The sequence below is a fragment of the Streptomyces sp. NPDC031100 genome (assembly GCF_055570785.1).
In genome coordinates this window covers 333,531-353,574 of record NZ_JBVIGN010000003.1, presented here as the reverse complement: position 1 = coordinate 353,574, position 20,044 = coordinate 333,531, and the positions used below count along the sequence as shown (strand labels likewise).

Sequence of the window (20,044 nt, the reverse complement as noted above, 5' to 3'; positions counted from 1 at the left end):
GAACAGCCCTCGCGTAGTCGCCGGCCGGTGTTGCGGGACGACGGACACCGGCCGACGGCGGACCCACAGCAGCACGACTCGCACGACTGCACGAAGGGGAAGCCATGACAGCGACGACCGACGGAAGCACCGGGGCGACCTTGCCGTCCCGCGCTGCCGCGGCCAGTGACACCGACCTCACCACCCCCGAGGCGGCCGGGGTACAAGAAGCCGCCGCACGCGCCGCGAGGCGCGCCACCGACTTCCTGCTCGCCCGGCAGGACGCGGAGGGCTGGTGGAAGGGCGACCTGGAGACCAACGTCACCATGGACGCCGAGGACCTGCTGCTCCGTCAGTTCCTGGGGATCCGCGACGAGGAGACCACGCGAGCGGCCGCCCTGTTCATCCGCGGCGAGCAGCGCGAGGACGGCACCTGGGCCACGTTCTACGGCGGCCCGGGCGAACTGTCCACCACCGTCGAGGCGTACGTCGCCCTCCGCCTGGCCGGTGACGCGCCCGACGCCCCCCACATGGCGAAGGCCTCGGCCTGGATCCGCGAGCGCGGGGGCATCGCCGCCGCCCGGGTCTTCACCCGGATCTGGCTCGCCCTGTTCGGCTGGTGGAAGTGGGAGGACCTGCCCGAACTCCCGCCGGAGCTGATCTACTTCCCCAGCTGGATGCCGCTCAACATCTACGACTTCGGATGCTGGGCCCGGCAGACCATAGTGCCGCTGACCGTCGTCTCGGCCAAGCGCCCGGTCCGCCCGGCACCCTTCCCGCTGGACGAGCTGCACACCGACCCGGCCGACCCCAACCCGCCCAAACCCCTGGATCCGGTGGCGAGTTGGAGCGGTGCCTTCCAGCGCCTGGACAAGGCGCTGCACCAGCTGCGCAAGGTCGCCCCGCGCCGGCTGCGCAAGGCCGCGATGAACTCCGCGGCCCGCTGGATCATCGAGCGGCAGGAGAACGACGGCTGCTGGGGCGGCATCCAGCCGCCCGCCGTGTACTCGATCATCGCCCTGCACCTGCTCGGTTACGACCTCGAGCACCCGGTGATGCGCGAGGGCCTGGCGTCGCTGGACCGTTTCGCCGTGTGGCGCGAGGACGGCGCCCGGATGATCGAGGCGTGCCAGTCCCCGGTGTGGGACACCTGCCTCGCCGCCATCGCGCTGATCGACGCCGGACTGCCCGCCGACCACCCGCAACTGGTCAAGGCCGCCGACTGGATGCTCGGCGAGGAGATCGTCCGGCCCGGCGACTGGGCCGTGAAGCGGCCGGGGCTCCCGCCGGGCGGCTGGGCGTTCGAGTTCCACAACGACAACTACCCGGACATCGACGACACCGCCGAGGTGGCTCTCGCGCTGCGCCGGGTCAGGCATCCCGACCCGGAGCGGGTGGACCGGGCGATCGGGCGCGCGGTGCGCTGGAACCTCGGCATGCAGTCGAAGAACGGCGCCTGGGGCGCCTTCGACGTCGACAACACCAGTCCGTTCCCGAACCGGCTGCCCTTCTGCGACTTCGGCGAGGTCATCGACCCGCCGTCCGCGGACGTCACCGCGCACGTCGTGGAGATGCTCGCCGCCGAGGGCCTGGCCCACGACCCGCGCACCCGGCGCGGCATCGAGTGGCTGCTGGCCGAACAGGAGCCGGACGGCTCGTGGTTCGGCCGCTGGGGCGTCAACTACGTCTACGGCACCGGGTCGGTGGTGCCCGCCCTGACCGCGGCCGGCCTGCCCGGCTCCCACCCGGCGATCCGGCGGGCGGTGACCTGGCTGGAGAACGTCCAGAACGACGACGGCGGCTGGGGCGAGGACCTGCGCTCCTACAAGTACACCAAGGAATGGAGCGGCCGCGGCGCCTCCACCGCCTCGCAGACCGCGTGGGCGCTGATGGCGCTGCTCGCGGCCGGGGAGCAGGACTCCAAGGCCGTCGAGCGCGGCATCCAGTGGCTGGCCCAGACCCAGCGGGAGGACGGCTCCTGGGACGAGCCGTACTTCACCGGCACCGGCTTCCCGTGGGACTTCTCCATCAACTACCACCTCTACCGGCAGGTCTTCCCGCTCACCGCGCTCGGCCGGTACCTGCACGGCGACCCCTTCGACCAGCACCTCACGAGGTCGCCTTCCGAGGTCAAGGGGAGCTGAATGAGCTCTCAGCGCGCCCCGGCCCCGCTGCTGATCGCCTGCGCGCTCGGCATCGAGCACCTCGCCCTGCGCACCGGCGACCACAGCGGTGCGGGCGGGCCGTTCACCGTCGTCCGTACGGGCATGGGCCCGAGGGCGGCGGAACGCTCCGTCACCCGGCTCCTCGCGGACCCGGCGCTCGCCGAGGCGGCCGTCCTGGCCACCGGCTTCTGCGCCGGGCTCGCCCCCGGCATGCACCCCGGCGACCTGGTCGTCGCCGAGGAGACCCGGGACCCGCACGGGACCGTCCCGTGCGTGGGCACCGACCTGCTGGTCAAGGAGCTCGCGCGCATCCTGCCCGGGCGCACCGTCCACACCGGCCCGGTCACCGGCTCCGACCACGTCGTCCGCGGACAGGAGCGCGCCGACCTGTGCGCGACCGGTGCGATCGCGGTCGACATGGAGTCCGCGGCCACGCTCCTGAGCGCCGTACGGGCGGGCGAGCGCCCGGTTGCGGCCGTCCGGGTGGTCGTGGACGCTCCAGAACACGAACTCGTCCGGATCGGCACGGTGCGCGGTGGAATATCAGCTTTCCGTGTGCTTCGTTCCGTCCTTCCGGCTTTTTTCGAATGGCACCGTTCTTTGCTGCTCCCCCGGAGGTGAGCCAGATGGCCATGCCCCTGCGTCAGTCCATCAAGGTCGCTACTTACCTGGCTGAACAGAAGATCCGCAGGCGGGACAAGTTTCCGCTGATCGTGGAGCTGGAACCGCTCTTCGCCTGCAATCTCAAGTGCGAGGGCTGCGGCAAGATCCAGCACCCGGCCGGTGTGCTCAAGCAGCGCATGCCGGTGGCCCAGGCCGTGGGCGCGGTGCTGGAGTCCGGTGCGCCGATGGTGTCCATCGCCGGCGGCGAGCCACTGATGCACCCTCAGATCGACGAGATCGTACGGCAGTTGGTGGCCAAACGGAAGTACGTGTTCCTGTGCACCAACGCCCTGCTGCTGCGCAAGAAGATGGACAAGTTCACGCCCTCGCCCTACTTCGCGTTCGCGGTGCACATCGACGGGCTGCGCGAGCGGCACGACGAGTCCGTTGCGAAGGAAGGCGTGTTCGACGAGGCGGTGGAGGCCATCAAGGAGGCCAAGCGGCGCGGCTTCCGGGTGACCACCAACTCGACCTTCTTCAACACCGACACCCCGCAGACCATCGTCGAGGTGCTCAACTTCCTCAACGACGACCTGCAGGTCGACGAGATGATGATCTCGCCCGCCTACGCCTACGAGAAGGCCCCCGACCAGGAGCACTTCCTCGGCGTCGAGCAGACCCGCGAGCTGTTCAAGAAGGCCTTCGCGGGCGGCAACCGGCGCAGGTGGCGGCTCAACCACTCCCCGCTCTTCCTGGACTTCCTGGAGGGCAAGGTCGACTTCCCGTGCACCGCGTGGGCGATCCCGAACTATTCGCTCTTCGGCTGGCAGCGCCCCTGCTACCTGATGAGCGACGGGTACGTGCCGACGTACCGCGAACTCATCGAGAAGACCGACTGGGACAAGTACGGCCGCGGCAAGGACCCGCGTTGCGCCAACTGCATGGCGCACTGCGGCTACGAGCCCACCGCCGTCCTCGCCACCATGGGCTCCCTGAAGGAGTCGCTGCGGGCCATGCGCGAGACCGTCTCCGGAAACCGGGAGTGATCCCATGACCGCCGTTCCCTTGGGCGTTCCCGAGGTACCGGCCCGGCCGGTCGCGCCGCGGCGCATGTCGCGGCAGATCCATGTCGGGCCGGTGGCGGTCGGGGGCGGAGCCCCGGTGTCGGTGCAGTCGATGACGACGACCCGGACGTCGGACATCGGCGCCACCCTCCAGCAGATCGCCGAACTGACCGCGTCCGGCTGCCAGATCGTCCGTGTCGCCTGCCCGACGCAGGACGACGCGGACGCTCTCGCGACGATCGCCCGCAAGTCGCAGATCCCGGTGATCGCGGACATCCACTTCCAGCCGAAGTACGTGTTCGCGGCCATCGAGGCCGGCTGTGCGGCCGTACGCGTCAATCCCGGCAACATCAAGAAGTTCGACGACCAGGTGAAGGAGATCGCACGGGCCGCGAAGGACCACGGCACGCCGATCCGGATCGGGGTCAACGCGGGCTCGCTGGACCGGCGGCTGCTCCAGAAGTACGGCAGGGCGACCCCCGAGGCGCTGGTCGAGAGTGCGCTGTGGGAGGCGTCCCTCTTCGAGGAGCACGGCTTCCGTGACATCAAGATCTCTGTCAAGCACAACGATCCGGTCGTGATGATCGAGGCCTACCGGCAGCTCGCCGAGAGCTGCGACTACCCGCTGCACCTCGGCGTCACGGAGGCGGGACCGGCCTTCCAGGGCACGATCAAGTCGGCGGTGGCCTTCGGCGCGCTGCTGTCGCGGGGGATCGGCGACACCATCCGCGTCTCGCTGAGCGCCCCGCCCGCCGAAGAGGTCAAGGTCGGCATCCAGATCCTTCAGTCCCTGGGGCTGCGGCAGCGGCGCCTTGAGATCGTCTCCTGCCCGTCCTGCGGGCGGGCCCAGGTCGATGTGTACAAGCTGGCCGACGAGGTCACGGCGGGACTGGACGGCATGGAGGTGCCGCTGCGGGTCGCGGTGATGGGCTGTGTGGTCAACGGCCCGGGAGAGGCCCGCGAGGCCGACCTCGGGGTTGCCTCGGGCAACGGCAAGGGCCAGATCTTCGTCAAGGGCGAGGTCGTCAGGACCGTCCCCGAGTCCAGGATCGTGGAGACCCTCATCGAGGAGGCCATGAAGCTCGCAGAGCAGGCGAAGTGAGTTGGGGTTAAGCACGGCACGGACCGAGAGGGGGCCCAGCGTGACGATTCTGGAGAGCATCAGGGGACCACGCGACCTGAAGGCGCTGTCCGAGGCGGAACTCGGTGAACTGTCCGAAGAGATCCGTGAGTTCCTGGTGCACGCGGTGGCGAGAACCGGCGGTCACCTCGGGCCCAACCTGGGCGTGGTGGAACTGTCCATCGCGCTCCACCGGGTCTTCGAGTCGCCGGTCGACCGCATCCTGTGGGACACCGGCCACCAGAGCTATGTCCACAAGCTGCTGACCGGGCGTCAGGACTTCTCCAAGCTGCGCGGCAAGGGCGGCCTGTCCGGCTATCCCTCGCGCGAGGAGTCCGAGCACGACGTCATCGAGAACAGCCACGCCTCCACCGCGCTCGGCTGGGCCGACGGCCTCGCCAAGGCCCACCAGGTGCAGGGGGAGAAGGGCCATGTGGTCGCGGTCATCGGCGACGGCGCGCTGACCGGCGGCATGGCGTGGGAGGCGCTGAACAACATCGCGGCGGCCAAGGACCGGCCGCTGATCATCGTCGTCAACGACAACGAGCGCTCGTACGCCCCCACCATCGGCGGCCTGGCCAACCACCTGGCCGCCCTGCGCACCACCGACGGCTACGAGAAGGTCCTCGCCTGGGGCAAGGACGTCCTCCTGCGCACCCCCGTCGTCGGGAACACCCTCTACGAGTCCCTGCACGGCGCGAAGAAGGGCTTCAAGGACGCCTTCGCCCCGCAGGGCATGTTCGAGGACCTGGGCCTGAAGTACGTCGGACCGATCGACGGGCACGACATCAAGGCCGTCGAGTCGGCGCTCAGGCGCGCGAAACGCTTCCACGGGCCCGTGCTGGTCCACTGCCTCACGGAGAAGGGCCGCGGTTACGAACCCGCGCTCGCCCACGAGGAGGACCACTTCCACACCGTCGGCGTGATGGACCCGCTCACCTGCGAGCCGCTCGCCCCGTCCAACGGCCCTTCCTGGACCTCGGTGTTCGGCGACGAGATCGTCCGGATCGGCGAGGAGCGCGAGGACGTCGTGGCGATCACGGCGGCCATGCTGCACCCGGTGGGGCTCGGCCGGTTCGCCGAGCGCTTCCCCGACCGGGTGTGGGACGTCGGCATCGCCGAGCAGCACGCTGCCGTCTCCGCGGCCGGCCTCGCCACCGGCGGACTCCACCCGGTCGTCGCCGTCTACGCCACCTTCCTCAACCGCGCCTTCGACCAGCTGCTGATGGACGTCGCCCTGCACCGGTGCGGGGTGACCTTCGTGCTGGACCGGGCCGGCGTCACCGGCGTCGACGGGGCGTCCCACAACGGCATGTGGGACATGTCGATCCTGCAGGTCGTACCGGGCCTGCGGATCGCCGCCCCGCGCGACGCCGACCAGCTGCGCGCCCAGCTGCGCGAAGCCGTTACGGTGGACGACGCGCCCACCCTGGTCCGCTTCCCGAAGGAGTCCGTCGGCCCGCAGATCCCGGCGGTCGGCCACGTCGGCGGCATGGACGTCCTGCACCGCGGCGAGCGCCCCGAGGTGCTGCTGGTGGCCGTCGGCGTGATGGCGCCGGTGTGCCTGCGGGCCGCCGAGCTGCTTGCGGCGCGGGGCATCAACTGCACGGTGGTCGACCCCCGTTGGGTCAAGCCCGTCGACCCGGCGCTGCCGGGCCTGGCCGCCGAACACCGCCTGGTGGCCGTCGTGGAGGACAACAGCCGTGCCGCCGGCGTCGGTTCGGCCGTGGCACTCGCCCTCGGCGACGCCGACGTGGACGTGCCGGTACGGCGGTTCGGCATCCCGGAGCAGTTCCTCGCGCACGCCAAGCGCAGCGAGGTGCTGGCCGACATCGGCCTCACGCCCGTCGAGGTCGCCGGACGGATCAGCGCGAGCCTGGCCGTCAAGGACGCGGGGGGCCCAGTCAAGGAGAGAGCTGAATGACCACGGATTTCGACCTCGGCGCCCTCCTCGCCGAGCGCGGAGCCGAGCGCTACGAGCTGCACACGAAGTACCTCAACCCGCAGCTCCCGCGCATGCTGCACACCATCGGCTTCGACAAGGTCTACGAGCGCGCCGAGGGCGCCCACTTCTACGACGCGGACGGCAACGACTACCTGGACATGCTCGCCGGGTTCGGGGTGATGGGCCTCGGCCGTCACCACCCGGTCGTCCGCAAAGCGCTGCACGACGTCCTGGACCTGAACCTGGCCGACCTCACCCGCTTCGACTGCCAGCCGCTGCCCGGCCTGCTCGCGGAGCGGCTGCTCGCCCACAGCCCGCACCTGGACCGGGTGTTCTTCGGCAACAGCGGCACGGAGGCGGTCGAGACCGCCCTGAAGTTCGCCCGGTACGCCACCGGCAGGCCGCGCGTCCTCTACTGCGACCACGCCTTCCACGGCCTGACCACCGGCTCCCTGTCGGTCAACGGCGAAGACGGATTCCGCGACGGATTCGCACCGCTCCTGCCCGACACCGCCGTACCCCTCGGCGGCCTGGACGCCCTCGCCCGGGAGCTGAAGAAGGGCGACGTCGCCGCCCTGATCGTCGAGCCGATCCAGGGCAAGGGCGTGCACGAGGCCCCGCCCGGCTATCTGCGCGCCGCGCAGGAGCTGCTGCACAAGCACAAGGCGCTGCTCATCGCCGACGAGGTGCAGACCGGCCTCGGCCGCACCGGCGACTTCTACGCCTACCAGCACGAGGACGGCGTCGAACCGGACCTGGTGTGCGTGGCCAAGGCGCTGTCCGGCGGCTACGTCCCGGTCGGCGCCACCCTGGGCAAGGACTGGATCTTCAAGAAGGTCTACTCGTCCATGGACCGCGTCCTGGTCCACTCGGCGAGCTTCGGGTCCAACGCGCAGGCGATGGCGGCCGGTCTCGCCGTGCTGTCGGTCATGGAGAACGAGCAGATCGTCGCGGGCGTACGCCGGACCGGAGACCTGCTGAAGTCCCGGCTCACCGCGCTGATCGAGAAGTACGAGCTGCTCGCCGACGTCCGCGGCCGCGGCCTGATGATCGGCATCGAGTTCGGCAGGCCCAGCTCGCTGAAGCTGCGCAGCCGCTGGGCCATGCTCCAGGCGGCCCGCAAGGGTCTGTTCGCCCAGATGGTCGTCGTACCGCTGCTGCAACGGCACCGGATCCTCACCCAGGTCTCCGGCGACCACCTGGAGGTGATCAAGCTCATCCCGCCGCTGGTCGTCGACGAGGCCGACGTGGACCGGTTCGTCGAGGCCTTCACGGACGTCATGGACGACGCCCACAGCGGCGGCGGCCTGATGTGGGACTTCGGCAAGACCCTGATCAAGCAGGCGGTGGCCAACCGCTAGCAGGGCTCGTGGGCCGGGGCCCCGTTGCGGGCCCCGGCCAGGAGACGTCGGCTCGGAAAAATCGATGCGTCCGAAAGGATCACTCTGGGGCACAATCGCCGGATGCCGACCACCGCGGAGCAGCTGCTGTCCGCCCTCGAACCACTGCCCTTCCCGGACCGTCTCGCCCTGACCGCGAGGACCGCTCACGGGCTGGCCGCCGAGGGGCGACTCACTCCGCTTCTCACCGACCTCGACACACGTGGGCCGTATGAGCGGCGGCTCGCGGCGCTGGCCGCGTTCGCCGGGCGGGACGCGGGCTTCCTCGCCGAGCGGCTGGCCGACCCCGATGCGATCGTTGCCGGGTACGCCCTGCGCGCCGCCCGTGTCCTGCCCGTGCCGGACGAGGCGGTGGAAGCGGCGTACGAGGACGCACCGGCCGAGCGGCGCCACCGGCTGGCCCGCACGCTCGCTTCCGGCGGCCGTACCGCACTCGCCGAACGGCTGGTGGCACGGCTGGGCGCGGAGTGGGGCGACGCCGAGGCGGCCCGGCTGCTGCCCGCCTGCTCCCCGGCGTTCGTCGCACGGGAGTTGCCCCGGCTCGCGCACGCCGTCGACGGCTGGACGAGGCTCGCACGGCGCCATCCCGATCCGGTGCTGGACCACGCGGAACGGGCTCTGGCCGACCGCGCCGGCGGACGGCAGCAGGACAAGTGGTGGCACCTGAACGCCACGACGGTCGCCGCGCTCGCGCCACGGCGCCCCGAGCGGGTCCTGGCACTGCTGGAACGGCACGGGCCCGACAGCCTGCCGCCCGCGCTGCACTGCGCACTCGGCGCCCTGGTCGCGGCCGACGCCGAACGCGTGGTCCGCTGGATCGCCTCCCCGGACCGGCGCGCACAGCGCTATGAGCCGATACCGCCGCCCGGTGTGCTGCGCAGGCTCGTGCGGGCCGCGCCGGAGTCGCTGCCGCTGCTGGGCCGCCACTGGCTGCGCCGTCGTGACGGCCACTTCGCCGCGCTCCTGAAGGCGATGGCCCCCGCCCGGCGCCCGGCGTTCCTCGACGCGGTCACCGCCGACGGGCTTGCCTGGGACCCTGCTCTCGGTGTTCTCGGCCTGCTGCCCCGCGAACGCCGCTGGGCGGAGGTACGGCGGGCTGCGGCCGCCTTCACCGGCGAGAACTACTGGTGGGACGACCTGGACACGCTCGCCCACGGCCCGTTCGGCGAGGCGTGGCCCGCGCTGCTCGCCGCGGCACGCATGACCGAGGCCGACGACCGGGCGGCCGTCTGGCCGCTGCTGGTGGCGTGCGCGGCCCGGGACGGCGGCCGGGAGGCCGTCACCGAGGTACTGACCGAGGTGGGACGCCTGCGCAACGACCAGGACCTGGTGCGCGCGGCGGCGCTCGGTGCGCTCGCCACGGTGCCTCCGCGGCTGTTCGCCCCGGAGGACGCCACCCTGCTCGACCGGATCGCCGCCGACGCCCTCGAGGCACGGGACTGTTCGGCGGGCAGCCTGACCGCACTGCGCACCCTGGCCGAGCGCGTGCTGGTCGAGCACGCCAGGGACGGCGAGCCGGCCCTGCGCTGCTGGGCGCTGCGCACCCTGGAGCGGATGGCGGGCCGGGTCGGTGTGCCGGACTTCGGCCCGCTGCACCGGGTCCTGCGCCGCGGCCAGGAGCACGAGGTGTTCGAGGCACTGCGCCCGTGGCTGGAAGCCGCGGCGCAGAGGTCCGACTTCCGGCTGCTGCTGGGCCTCGCCGACGCGCTGGGGCCGCGTGCCCGGCAGCTGCCCGGGCTGCAGGACATGCTGGCCCTGGCCATGGAGCGCGGCGACGACACGGCGTTCGAGGCGGCCGCGGAGCTGTGGCTGGCCGCACCGGCCACCCGCGCCGAACGGGCGGCCAGGATCGTCGCGCTGGAAGCGTCGGCGGCCGTCCTTCCCCCCGTCGCGCGCGTGCTGGCCCGGTCACGCACGGATCTGCTGGACGCGCTGCTCGACGACACCCCGCCGTACGGGCGCTTCCTGGTGCCCGGTGCCAGGCGCCCGCTGCCGGACCTGGCCGAGGCCGACCGCTGGCTGCCGCGCCAGCAGCGGGCCGCAGCCCGGCTCGCCGGGCTGACGGCCGCGGACGGCTCCCTGCCGTCGGACGACCGGGCTGCCGTGTTCCGGGCCGCCGCACCTGTCCCCGAGCTGGGACGAGCCCTGGCCATGACGCACAAGGACGACGGTGATGTCGTCGTCGCGGAGGCGGCGCTCGCCGCGCTGGCCTGGACCGACCGGCCCCAGGACGCCCTGCCGGTGCTCCTGGAGCAGGCCGGTGGCGACCGGGCACGGGTCGCGGTGTACGCGGTGAGCCGTGCCGCACGGTTCTCCGCTCCCTCCGAACTCGCCTCGGCGCTGGGCGCGTTGCTGACCGGGGAGCAGGCCGCGAAGGTGACCTCGCGCAAGGAGGCCGTGCGGCTCGCGGCCCGCTTCCTGCCACCGTGGCAGGCGGTCGCCCTGCTGGCGCGCGCCTTCCGGGCCCCCGACGCCCATCCCGATGTGCGGTCCGCCGTCCTGCACGCCCTGCCGCCGCTGCTGGGCGTGCCGGAGGCCTGGGACCTCCTGCAGGATGCCGTGCGCGACGACACCCAGCTCGTGCTCGACGCCGTCGTGGAGGTCAGCCCCTGGGAACTGGCCGACGCACACCGCGGCAGATACGCCACCATCGTCGATGCGGCGTACGGCACCGGCCTGGCGTCATGCGACCGTTTCGCGGGCTACGTCGCGCTGTCGGCCGTGGCCGACTGGGTCCGTTACGCCCCCGGGCTGGCGGGGCGGATCTCCGGCACGGTCTGTGACCTCCAGAGCCGCACGCACTGGCAGAACGCCGCGCGGGTACTGCGCGACCTGGCGGCCTCCGACCTGCCGCATCCGGTGGGCGGCGCGGCTCCCGGCAGTGTGTTCCACGGTGCCGTGAGCGAGCTTCTGGCCGCGATGCACACGCCTGAGGGAGGCGGCGACGCGCTGGAGGACCGGGACCTGCCGGCGCTGCAGCGGCTGCGCACCCTGGTGTCATCGGTTTCCGACAGGCCCGACAGCCCCGAGCTGCTCCGGGCGATCGCCGGGCTGCTGGCACGGGAACCGCTGCTGGTGTCCGCACGCGCCGACCTGCTGCGCAGGCTGGTCCACCACGCTGCGGAGCCGGCCGCCGTCCTCGAACGACTGCGGGACCTGGCAGACGCCCTGGAGGAGGCTGGAGTGATCGTCGCCATGCAGGCCGCCGGTCAGCTGGGCACCGACCGGGTCCACGGCGACCCGGGCCGGCGTAGCGGGGCCCTGCTGGCGGCCGCCGAACGGCTCGCCCGCGACGGCGGCACCGTCACCGGTCTGCTGGCGGCAGGCCTGGTGAACGGAACCGGTGGCGCCCTCGGCTGGCCGGAGGAGTGGCGAGCGTTGCTGCGGCTGCTGCGCAGACATCCCGACCGCGATGTACGGAACCAGGCTTACCAGAGCATGACGACCACGGAATGACCACGCTTTTGCCTCTGGGGCAATAAATTTGCCCAACAGGTAACACTCCGGCTCAATGGAGACATGAACGCTCCCGAGCCGGAGCCCGGCGACGACCTGCCCGCCGTCGCCCCGCAGCTGCGCGCCCTGCGCCGGCGCACCGGCCTCACCCTGGAGGCCGCGGCCCGGTCCGCCGGACTCTCGCCGGCCCACCTGTCCCGGCTGGAGACCGGGCAGCGCCAGCCCTCGCTGCCGATGCTGCTCGCGCTCGCCCGCATCTACGGTACGACCGTCTCGGAGCTGCTCGGCGAGACGGTCGCCGACCGGGACGCGATCGTCCGCGCCGGAGACATGGAGCCGACCCGCGCGGGCGGCTGGACGTACTTCCAGGCCGGAGCCCCCGGGCGGGGCATGCAGGCGCTGCGCGTCCGGGTGCCGTACGGCACCCAGGGCGACATCGTGCGCGTCCACCCCGGCGAGGAGTGGCTGTACGTCCTCAAGGGACGGCTCAGCCTCCGCCTCGGCGACACCGCGCACCTGCTCGCGCCCGGCGACAGCGCGCACTTCGACTCGCTCACCCCGCACCGCCTCGCCGCCGAGGACCACGACGGCGTGGAGCTGCTGTTCGTCCACACCCTGCTGCAGAGCCCCACGGCCACGCTGTGCCTGGGCCCCTTGACCGGAGAGCTGCCATGAGCAACTTCGAAGAGAAGTTCCCCCGCTCCTTGTGGATCCGTCTCATCATCTACATCGCGCTCGGCCACGTCCTGGCCGCGTTCCTCTACCTGCTGTTCGCGGTCGGAGCCAAGGGCTGAGGGAAGCCGGGCGGGGCGAGCGGCGTCAGTCGAGCAGGCGCTCGCGCAGCCGTTCCCGGGTCTCGGGGGTGAGCCGCAGGCCCCGCTCGAAGTAGGCGTCCGCGCCGCCCCAGGTCTCCTCGATGCTCTCGAACGCCGCCTGCAGATACTCGGCGCGCGCGTCGAAGAGCGGGCTGAGCAGCTCCATCACCTCGGGGGTGTACGCGGTGTCGGGGTTGCCGTTGCGGCGGACCTTGTAGCGCCGGTGCTTGGCGTTGGACTCCAGATAGTCGGTGACGATCGCCTCGCGCTCCACGCCCACGGCGAGGAGCGTGACGGCTATCGAGATGCCCGCCCGGTCCTTGCCCGCCGCGCAGTGCATCAGCGCGGGCACGCTGTCCTCGGCGATGGCGTGCAGCACCCGGGAGTGCTCGGCGGTGCGTTCCCTGACCATCGTGCGGTACGAGGCGGTCATCCGGGCCGCCCCCTTGCCGTCTGCGAGGATGCCGCGCAGCTGGTCGAGGTCGCCGTCGCGGACCATCTTCCAGAACTCGGCGCCGTCCGCCGGGTCGCTCAGCGGCAGGTTCACGTTCCGCACGCCGGGCAGCTCGACGTCCGGGCCCTCCAGCTTCTGGTCGGCCGCGTTGCGGAAGTCGAAGATCGTGTGCAGGCCCAGGGAGGCGAGGAAGGCCGCGTCCTCATCGGTCGCGTGCGCGAGATGGCCGCTGCGGAACAGCACTCCGGCGCGCACCCGCCGTCCGTCCACGGTCGGCAGTCCGCCCACGTCGCGGAAATTGCGCACTCCGGCCAGCTCGGGCTCGGTCGACGGGACCTGCTGCGTCACGGGGGCTCCTCCCGGTCGGCCCCGCCGGCTCGGTTCGTCGACGGGCACTCCGTCGACGATACGACATCGATTTCCTCGGGCAATGAGTTGTCCACAGGCGTTGCCACCAGGGGCCGCAGGGCTTGATGATGTTCGCACTTGAGCGGATCTGTTGGCACCTGTGAGGTCTCGATGGCGGACATCGCCGAAAACGGTCGCACGTGGCTCCTGTCGGGGCCCACCAGCAGCTATGCGCTGCATCTCACCGACGCGGACGAACTGCTGCACCTCCACTGGGGACCACGGATCGCGCTCGCCGACGCCGAGGCCCTGGCGGTCGGCCCGCTGCCCGGCTACTGGCCCTTCGAGTCCCCGCTCGACGGCCGCGAGGAGTACCCCGTCGAGGGCGGCCCCCGCTTCGTGCGCCCCGCCCTGTCCGTGCGCACCGAGGAGCGGCGCGGTACCGAGTGGCGCTTCGTGGCCCAGGAGGCCGAGGGCGAGGAGCTGCGGCTGCGCTTCGACGACGACGGGTTCGCCGTCACCCTGCACTACCGGATGCGCGGGGACGTCGTGGAGCGCTGGGTGACCGTGCACAACGGCGGGCACGCGCGCGTGGAGCTGCTGCGGGCCGACGCCGCCACCTGGACCCTGCCCGACCGCGAGGGCTGGCGGCTGTCCCAGCTGCACGGTCGCTGGGCCGCCGAGTCCCTGCTCGCCACCGCGCCCCTCACCTACGGCGAGAAGATCATCGGCAGCCGCCGCGGCCACACCGGGCACCAGCACCTGCCCTGGGTCGCGCTGGACACCGACGCGACCGAGGAGCGTGGCGAGGTCTACGGCTGCGCGCTCGGCTGGTCCGGCTCCTGGCGCATCGCCGTCGCCCAACTCCCCGACGCGCGCGTACAGATCACCGGCGGCGCCGGCTACGACGACTCGGGTCTGCTGCTGCTCCAGCCCGGGGAGTCGTACACCACCCCCGTCTTCGCCGGCCTGTGGAGCGACGGCGGCTTCGGCGGGGCCAGCCGCACCTGGCACACCTACCAGCGGACGTACGTCATCCCGGACGCCGAGCGGGACCGGCCGGTGCTGTTCAACTCCTGGGAGGCGACCAACTTCGACATCTCCGAGGAGCAGCAGGCCGCTCTCGCCCGGCGCGCCGCGGCGATCGGCGTCGAGCTGTTCGTCGTGGATGACGGCTGGTTCGGCGCCCGTACCAGCGACCGGGCCGGGCTCGGCGACTGGACGCCCAACCCCGACCGCTTCCCGCACGGTCTCAAACCCCTCGCCGATCAGGTGCACGACCTGGGCATGCAGTTCGGTATCTGGGTCGAGCCCGAAATGGTCAACCCCGACAGCGACCTGTACCGCGCCCATCCCGACTGGGTCCAGTACCAACCGGGCCGAAAGCGGACGGAACTCCGCAATCAGCTCGTCCTCAACCTCGCCCGCGAGGACGTCCAGCAGTACCTCTGGGAGCAGCTGGACACCCTCCTGTCCAGCGCCCCGATCGACTATGTGAAGTGGGACTTCAACCGCTGCTTCACCGACGCCGGCTGGCCCGGCGAGCCGTACCCGCAGCGGCTGTGGGTCGACCACGTCCGCGCCCTGTACGCCCTGCTGGACCGGCTGCGCGCCGCCCACCCCCAGGTGGCCTTCGAGTCCTGCTCGGGCGGCGGCGGCCGGATCGACCTCGGTGTGCTCAGTCGCACCGACCAGGTGTGGACCTCCGACAACACCGACCCGCTCGACCGGCTCGCCATCCAGCACGGGTTCAGTCAGATCCACCCCGCCCGGGTCATGGCAGCCTGGGTCACCGACAGCCCGAACACCCAGCTCAACGGGCGGGTCAGCTCGCTGCGGTTCCGCTTCGTCAGCTCGATGGCAGGGGTGCTCGGCGTCGGCGGCGACCTCACCGAGTGGACCGACGAGGAGCTGGCCGAGGCCCGGGAGTGGGTGGCCCTCTACAAGGAGATCCGCCCGGTCGTCCAGCGCGGCGACCAGTACCGGCTGCGGCCCCCGACGGGCGGCCTGAGCGCCGTCCAGTACGTCCTCGGGGACGAGGCCGTGGTCCTCGCCTGCCTCCAGGCGCAGCACTACGGCGAGCCGGTGCCGGCGGTACGGCTGCGCGGACTCGACCCGAGCGCATCGTACGAATGCCGCGAAACGGGCGAAGTCCATCGAGGTGCCGTCCTGCTGCACCACGGGCTGCGCACCGGACTGAAGGGCGACCTGGATGCGAAGGTTCTCCGCCTGCGCCATATCTGAGTCTTCTGTCCGAATTAGAGCCCTTCATTCCAACTCGCTCTGGAATAAGGGAGTGTGGGGCGAGGTGCGTGAGGAGCGTCATATTCGTGACCGTGCGTCGCGCGTCATGCTCACGTAATTCCGGCATGGGCAAAGGGATTTGAAATGGGGGAGGAGCCGGGAATTCACGGAGGGTGACCGTGAATTCCCGAATTCGATCAGCTGACGTGGGAACGCCGGGAACCGGCTGCTTGTCCGGATGCGTCTTGCTCGCTTACGTTCGCGACCAATCCGGTCGGAACGCCGAATCCTGCCGCCGCCCGGAGTTCCCGCACACTTCACCCGTGTTCGGCAGGAGCGGGGGACCCACCAGGTACGACTGCCTGTCCCGGTCTCCGGGACAGGCTGGGGGGTGTAGCCGCGCACCGCGCGGCCGGGCAGCTCCAGCCCGAACCCGACAGCTCACCTCGCAGGCGCCGGAGAGGAATGCGCCATGCTCGCAAAGGGTAAGCACCGCCGTCCCAAGTCCCGCCGTTTCACCCGCTCGATCGCCGTCGCCGGAAGCGGCGGTGCCGCGCTGGCTCTCCCGCTCATGGGGGCGGGCGGTGCGCATGCGGCCACCACGCAGTCTGTTTCCGAAAAGGCAGTGCAGTCGCTTCCGGTCGCCGAGAAGAAGGCCACGACGACGCATTCGGCGCATTCGGGTGTGCGTACCTACACGGTGAGGTCCGGCGACTACCTCTCGAAGATCGCCGAAGAGCAGAGCGTCCGCGGCGGCTGGCAGCGCCTCTACCAGGACAACCGAGAGGCCGTCGGCGACAACCCGTCGTTGATCCACCCCGGCCTGAAGCTCGCGCTCGGCAAGAAGGCGGCCACGAGCACGAAGCCCTCCTCCCCGGCTCCGGCCAAGCCCTCCACGCAGTCGTCGTCCGCGTCGAACGGGTCGGCCCAGAGCGCCCAGCCCGCCGCCGCCCCGGCCACCGGCTACACCCTCCCGGTCGCCGGCGCCACCGTCGGCACGGGCTACCACGTGGCCGGCAGCATGTGGTCCAGCGGCTACCACACCGGCGTCGACTTCGTCGTCCCGACCGGCACCTCCCTCAAGGCCGTCGGCGCCGGCACCGTCGTCTCTGCCGGGTGGGGTGGCGCGTACGGCAACCAGGTCGTCATCAAGCTCAACGACGGCTACTACGCCCAGTACGGCCACCTCTCGCAGCTCTCCGTCTCGGCCGGCCAGACCGTGACCGCGGGCCAGCAGGTCGGCCTCTCCGGCGCCACCGGCAACGTGACCGGCCCGCACCTGCACTTCGAGATCCGCACCACGCCGGACTACGGCTCGGACGTGGACCCGGTCGCCTACCTGCGCTCGCACGGCGTCGCCGTCTGAGGCTTCCCGCTCAGGGACCCCTCCTCCAGAGTCACCTGCCTGACACGCAACCGAAGGCCGGACCCCGATCCCCGGGTCCGGCCTTCGGCGTGTCCGCACGTGTTGCGATCGCACGGTCAACGCGCCAGGCAGGACCGCTATTCCTGGATTGGCAAACTATTTAAGGGTGTCTCATCTCACCGTTCGTCAACCCCTGCCTACGGTCGCGTAGGTCACACCCGAAGGGGAATCATGGTCCGACGTGGCAGACGATTCGAAGAATGACAACAGATCAGTGATCGGGTCGTACGTGGCGGTGGGGGACAGCTTCACCGAGGGCGTCGGCGACCCCGGCCCCGACGGGGCGTTCGTGGGCTGGGCCGACCGGTTCGCGGTACTGCTCGCCGACCGGCGTCCCGAGGGCGACTTCGCGTACACCAACCTGGCCGTGCGCGGAAAACTGCTCGACCAGATCGTGGCCGACCAGCTCCCACAGGCCGTCGAACTGGCCCCGGACCTGGTCTCCTTCTGTGCGGGCGGCAACGACATCATCCGGCCCGGCACCGACCCGGACGAGGTGGCCGAGCGTTTCGAGCGGGCCGTGGCCCAGCTCACCGAGGTTGCCGGCTCGGTGCTCGTGACCACAGGCTTCGACACCCGTGGCGTCCCCCTGCTGAAGCATCTGCGCGGCAAGATCGCCACCTACAACGGGCACGTCCGTGCCATCGCCGACCGGTACGGCTGTCCCGTGCTCGACCTGTGGTCCCTGAAGTCCGTCCAGGACCGCCGGGCCTGGGACGACGACCGGCTCCACCTCTCACCCGAGGGACACACGCGCGTGGCGCTGCGCGCCGGCCAGGCCCTCGGCCTCGACGTCCCGGCCGACCCGGAGCAGCCCTGGCCGCCGCTCCCGCCCCGGGGCACCCTGGACATCCGCCGCGACGACGTCCACTGGGCCCGCGAGTACCTGGTCCCGTGGATCGGCCGCCGGCTGCGCGGCGAGTCCTCCGGAGACCATGTGACGGCGAAGGGCACCCTGTCGCCGGACGACATCAAGATGCGGATCGAGTCGGTGGCCTGACCACCGCCGTCCGTGCCCCGTACCGCGAGCCGGCGGTACGGGGCACGCCCGTGCGACGGCTCGCCCCGGCGGGAGGACGAACCGCCCCCGCTCGGCTCACCGCCCCCGCTCGGTCAACGCCTCTCGCCGCAGCCCGAGTTCCCGGGCCAGGGCGTCGTCCACCCACTGCTGGGCCCGGGTCCGCGGCAGCGCGCCCGGGTACGACGTGAGCTGCACCGCGAGCCCGTCGAGGAGCGCGGTGAGCCGCAGGGCCGTCCCCGCGGGGTCGGCGCACTCGAACTCGCCGGCGGCCACGCCCTCCGCGATGACCTCGGTGAGCGCCGCCTTCCACTGCCGGTCCAGGTCCCGGGTGACCTCCCGGAGGGCGGGTTCGCGCAGCGCCACCGCCCAGCCCTCGATCCACAGCCGCCAGCCCTTGGCCTGGCCCGTGGGCGCGTACCAGCGCACGGCCGCCCGCAGCCGGCGCAGCGCGGAGGTCCGCCTGCCGAGCAGCCCCCGCAGATGCGCGAGGTCGTCCCGGGCCGCGTAGCCGAAGGCGGCGGCGACCAGCTTCTCCTTCGTCGAGAAGTGGTACAGCACCAGCGCGTTGCTCACACCGAGCGCGGAGGCCACGTCGGCGATCCGCACCGCCGCCACGCCCCGCATCTCGATCTGCTCGATGGCCGCCCGCAGCAGTTCCTCCCGCCGCTCGGCCACACTCAACCGCACTCTCGCCACGCGGTCACCCTAAACGGTGGGCAGGGGCCCTGCCGAAACGGCCCGGTTCCCCCGGCCACTTCGCCTACCGGGCCGGAGGGCGCCCAGCCCTCGTCAGCGGTACCACCCGAAGCGTTCCGCGATCACCGGGAGGCGGTCCGTCACCAGGGCGTGGGCGGCGGCGCGCGGGGTCGTCGTGTCGGTCTCCGCCCGGGTGAGCACGAGGTCGACCAGGGTGCGCATCGAGCGTCGGATGTGCGCGAACGCCTCGTCTGCGTCCGGGCCGATGTCGCCGAACAACGTCCACCACCACCAGGCGTTCGTGGCGGAGTTCACCACCACGTCCGGCAGCACGGTCACCCCGCGCGCGGCCAGCAGCGCCTCCGCCTCGGGCAGGACGGGCATGTTGGCGGCCTCGACGATCCACCGGGCGGTGATCCGCTCCTGCTCGGCGGTGCCGATCGCGTACGACACCGCCGCCGGCACCAGCACCTCCGCGTCGGCGGACAGCCAGGCGTCACCGGGCAGTTCCCGGTCGCCGGGGCGCAGCACCGAGCGGTCGACCGTGCCGTACGCGTCCCGCGCGGCCAGCAGCGTCTCGACGTCCAGGCCCTCCGGACTGGCGATGGTCCCCTTGATGTCGGCCACGGCCACCACGGTGAGCCCCGCGCGCGCGAGGAAGCGGGCCGTGGCCCCGCCCATCGTGCCCAGGCCCTGCACCGCCACCCGGGTGCCCCGGTACGGCACCGACGCCCGGTCCAGGGCCGTCAGCACCGACTCGGCGACCCCGCAGCCGCCCGCCAGCTCGTCCAGGCCGATGCCGTCGATCTCGACCGCGAAGGCGTCCGCGAGTCGCCCGCGGGCCGCCTGTTCGTCGTCCAGCAGTGGGTACACGGCCTGGACGGAGGAGACGAGGCCGGCCTCGGCGGCCGCACGGTCCACCAGGTCCTGGCTGAGGCCCAGGTCCTCGCCGGTGGCCCAGAAGCTCTCGATGTACGGCCGCATGGCACGCAGGTAGCGCACGAGCAGCCCGTACGCCCGAGGGTCCTGCGGGTCGCAGTCGATGCCGCCCTTGGCGCCGCCGAGGGGGACGTAGCGGCCCTCGGGGTCGTAGTGCAGAGCCTCCTTCATCGTCATGCCGCGGGCGAGCCCGGCGACCTCCTCCAGTGTGCAGCCCGGCCGCATCCGCAGCCCGCCACTGGCCACGCCCCGCACCAGCCGGTCGACGACCAGGAAACCCTGGAGGCCGGTGATGTGGTCGGTCCAGACGAGCGACATCAGGGGGGCGGTCATGGGATCTCCCGGCGATGGTTACTGAATCACGAGTCA

At 71.8% G+C, this 20,044-nt stretch carries 15 protein-coding genes and 1 riboswitch; of the genes, 12 read left to right on the top strand and 3 right to left on the bottom strand.

Annotated features, from left to right (window positions below; translation table 11 throughout):
• The first annotated feature begins 104 nt into the window (after positions 1-104).
• From shc to ACZ5DS_RS09400, 9 genes are all read left to right on the top strand, one after another.
• A complete protein-coding gene (gene shc, locus ACZ5DS_RS09440; protein WP_468235480.1) occupies positions 105-2,123 on the top strand; it encodes a squalene--hopene cyclase in 2,019 nt (672 codons plus the stop codon).
• The gene (locus ACZ5DS_RS09435) at positions 2,124-2,765 is read left to right on the top strand and encodes a phosphorylase family protein (protein WP_468235478.1); all 642 of its coding nucleotides are present in this window, start codon (positions 2,124-2,126) and stop codon (positions 2,763-2,765) included. It begins immediately after the preceding gene.
• A 5-nt stretch (positions 2,766-2,770) separates the two neighbouring features.
• Complete coding sequence (hpnH, locus tag ACZ5DS_RS09430; protein WP_468235477.1) at positions 2,771-3,793, top strand: adenosyl-hopene transferase HpnH; 1,023 nt, start codon at positions 2,771-2,773, stop codon at positions 3,791-3,793.
• Positions 3,794-3,797: 4 nt separating this feature from the next.
• On the top strand, positions 3,798-4,913 hold the full coding sequence (gene ispG, locus ACZ5DS_RS09425) for a flavodoxin-dependent (E)-4-hydroxy-3-methylbut-2-enyl-diphosphate synthase (RefSeq protein WP_468235475.1): 1,116 nt from the start codon (positions 3,798-3,800) through the stop codon (positions 4,911-4,913).
• Between the two features lie 40 nt (positions 4,914-4,953).
• The gene (gene dxs, locus ACZ5DS_RS09420) at positions 4,954-6,855 is read left to right on the top strand and encodes a 1-deoxy-D-xylulose-5-phosphate synthase (RefSeq protein WP_468235473.1); all 1,902 of its coding nucleotides are present in this window, start codon (positions 4,954-4,956) and stop codon (positions 6,853-6,855) included.
• Complete coding sequence (locus ACZ5DS_RS09415) at positions 6,852-8,237, top strand: aspartate aminotransferase family protein (RefSeq protein WP_468235471.1); 1,386 nt, start codon at positions 6,852-6,854, stop codon at positions 8,235-8,237. The genes dxs and ACZ5DS_RS09415 overlap by 4 nt, the downstream gene beginning before the upstream one ends.
• A gap of 102 nt (positions 8,238-8,339) precedes the next feature.
• Positions 8,340-11,732 carry a hypothetical protein gene (locus ACZ5DS_RS09410; protein WP_468235470.1) on the top strand — a complete coding sequence of 1,131 codons (3,393 nt, stop codon included), beginning with the start codon at positions 8,340-8,342 and terminating at the stop codon, positions 11,730-11,732.
• Between the two features lie 63 nt (positions 11,733-11,795).
• On the top strand, positions 11,796-12,407 hold the full coding sequence (locus ACZ5DS_RS09405; protein ID WP_468235468.1) for a helix-turn-helix domain-containing protein: 612 nt from the start codon (positions 11,796-11,798) through the stop codon (positions 12,405-12,407).
• On the top strand, positions 12,404-12,526 hold the full coding sequence (locus ACZ5DS_RS09400) for a DUF6126 family protein (protein WP_361134055.1): 123 nt from the start codon (positions 12,404-12,406) through the stop codon (positions 12,524-12,526). The genes ACZ5DS_RS09405 and ACZ5DS_RS09400 overlap by 4 nt, the downstream gene beginning before the upstream one ends.
• Positions 12,527-12,551: 25 nt before the next feature.
• On the opposite strand, the gene ACZ5DS_RS09395 is transcribed toward ACZ5DS_RS09400, so the two are convergent.
• Entirely contained in the window at positions 12,552-13,349 is a 798-nt protein-coding gene (locus ACZ5DS_RS09395; protein WP_468235466.1) for a tyrosine-protein phosphatase, read from the bottom strand.
• Positions 13,350-13,520: 171 nt separating this feature from the next.
• Here ACZ5DS_RS09395 and ACZ5DS_RS09390 point away from each other — a divergent pair, with 171 nt between their 5' ends.
• The 3 genes from ACZ5DS_RS09390 to ACZ5DS_RS09380 all read left to right on the top strand — a co-directional run bounded on the left by ACZ5DS_RS09390 (position 13,521) and on the right by ACZ5DS_RS09380 (position 18,019).
• Positions 13,521-15,593 (top strand): alpha-galactosidase, encoded by a 2,073-nt coding sequence (locus tag ACZ5DS_RS09390; protein WP_468236388.1) that lies wholly within the window; start codon positions 13,521-13,523, stop codon positions 15,591-15,593.
• A 303-nt stretch (positions 15,594-15,896) separates the two neighbouring features.
• A riboswitch (cyclic di-AMP (ydaO/yuaA leader) is annotated at positions 15,897-16,061 on the top strand.
• 4 nt (positions 16,062-16,065) lie between these two features.
• Positions 16,066-16,959 (top strand): M23 family metallopeptidase, encoded by an 894-nt coding sequence (locus ACZ5DS_RS09385; protein ID WP_468235465.1) that lies wholly within the window; start codon positions 16,066-16,068, stop codon positions 16,957-16,959.
• A 274-nt stretch (positions 16,960-17,233) separates the two neighbouring features.
• Positions 17,234-18,019 carry an SGNH/GDSL hydrolase family protein gene (locus ACZ5DS_RS09380; RefSeq protein WP_468236386.1) on the top strand — a complete coding sequence of 262 codons (786 nt, stop codon included), beginning with the start codon at positions 17,234-17,236 and terminating at the stop codon, positions 18,017-18,019.
• Between the two features lie 96 nt (positions 18,020-18,115).
• On the opposite strand, the gene ACZ5DS_RS09375 is transcribed toward ACZ5DS_RS09380, so the two are convergent.
• Positions 18,116-18,736 carry a TetR/AcrR family transcriptional regulator gene (locus ACZ5DS_RS09375; RefSeq protein ID WP_468235463.1) on the bottom strand — a complete coding sequence of 207 codons (621 nt, stop codon included), beginning with the start codon at positions 18,734-18,736 and terminating at the stop codon, positions 18,116-18,118.
• A gap of 93 nt (positions 18,737-18,829) precedes the next feature.
• Positions 18,830-20,008: a Glu/Leu/Phe/Val dehydrogenase dimerization domain-containing protein gene (locus ACZ5DS_RS09370; RefSeq protein WP_468235462.1), complete on the bottom strand. Its 1,179-nt coding sequence runs from the start codon at positions 20,006-20,008 to the stop codon at positions 18,830-18,832.
• Between the last annotated feature and the right edge of the window lie 36 nt (positions 20,009-20,044).

Coding starts and splice junctions, on each gene's coding strand:
- hpnH (WP_468235477.1), top strand. CDS start 2,771: ATGGCCATGCCCCTGCGTCAGTCCATCAAGGTCGCTACTTACCTGGCT.
- ACZ5DS_RS09370 (WP_468235462.1), bottom strand. CDS start 20,008: ATGACCGCCCCCCTGATGTCGCTCGTCTGGACCGACCACATCACCGGC.
- ACZ5DS_RS09390 (WP_468236388.1), top strand. CDS start 13,521: ATGGCGGACATCGCCGAAAACGGTCGCACGTGGCTCCTGTCGGGGCCC.
- ACZ5DS_RS09405 (WP_468235468.1), top strand. CDS start 11,796: ATGAACGCTCCCGAGCCGGAGCCCGGCGACGACCTGCCCGCCGTCGCC.
- ACZ5DS_RS09435 (WP_468235478.1), top strand. CDS start 2,124: ATGAGCTCTCAGCGCGCCCCGGCCCCGCTGCTGATCGCCTGCGCGCTC.
- ACZ5DS_RS09415 (WP_468235471.1), top strand. CDS start 6,852: ATGACCACGGATTTCGACCTCGGCGCCCTCCTCGCCGAGCGCGGAGCC.
- ACZ5DS_RS09410 (WP_468235470.1), top strand. CDS start 8,340: ATGCCGACCACCGCGGAGCAGCTGCTGTCCGCCCTCGAACCACTGCCC.
- ispG (WP_468235475.1), top strand. CDS start 3,798: ATGACCGCCGTTCCCTTGGGCGTTCCCGAGGTACCGGCCCGGCCGGTC.
- shc (WP_468235480.1), top strand. CDS start 105: ATGACAGCGACGACCGACGGAAGCACCGGGGCGACCTTGCCGTCCCGC.
- ACZ5DS_RS09385 (WP_468235465.1), top strand. CDS start 16,066: ATGCTCGCAAAGGGTAAGCACCGCCGTCCCAAGTCCCGCCGTTTCACC.
- ACZ5DS_RS09400 (WP_361134055.1), top strand. CDS start 12,404: ATGAGCAACTTCGAAGAGAAGTTCCCCCGCTCCTTGTGGATCCGTCTC.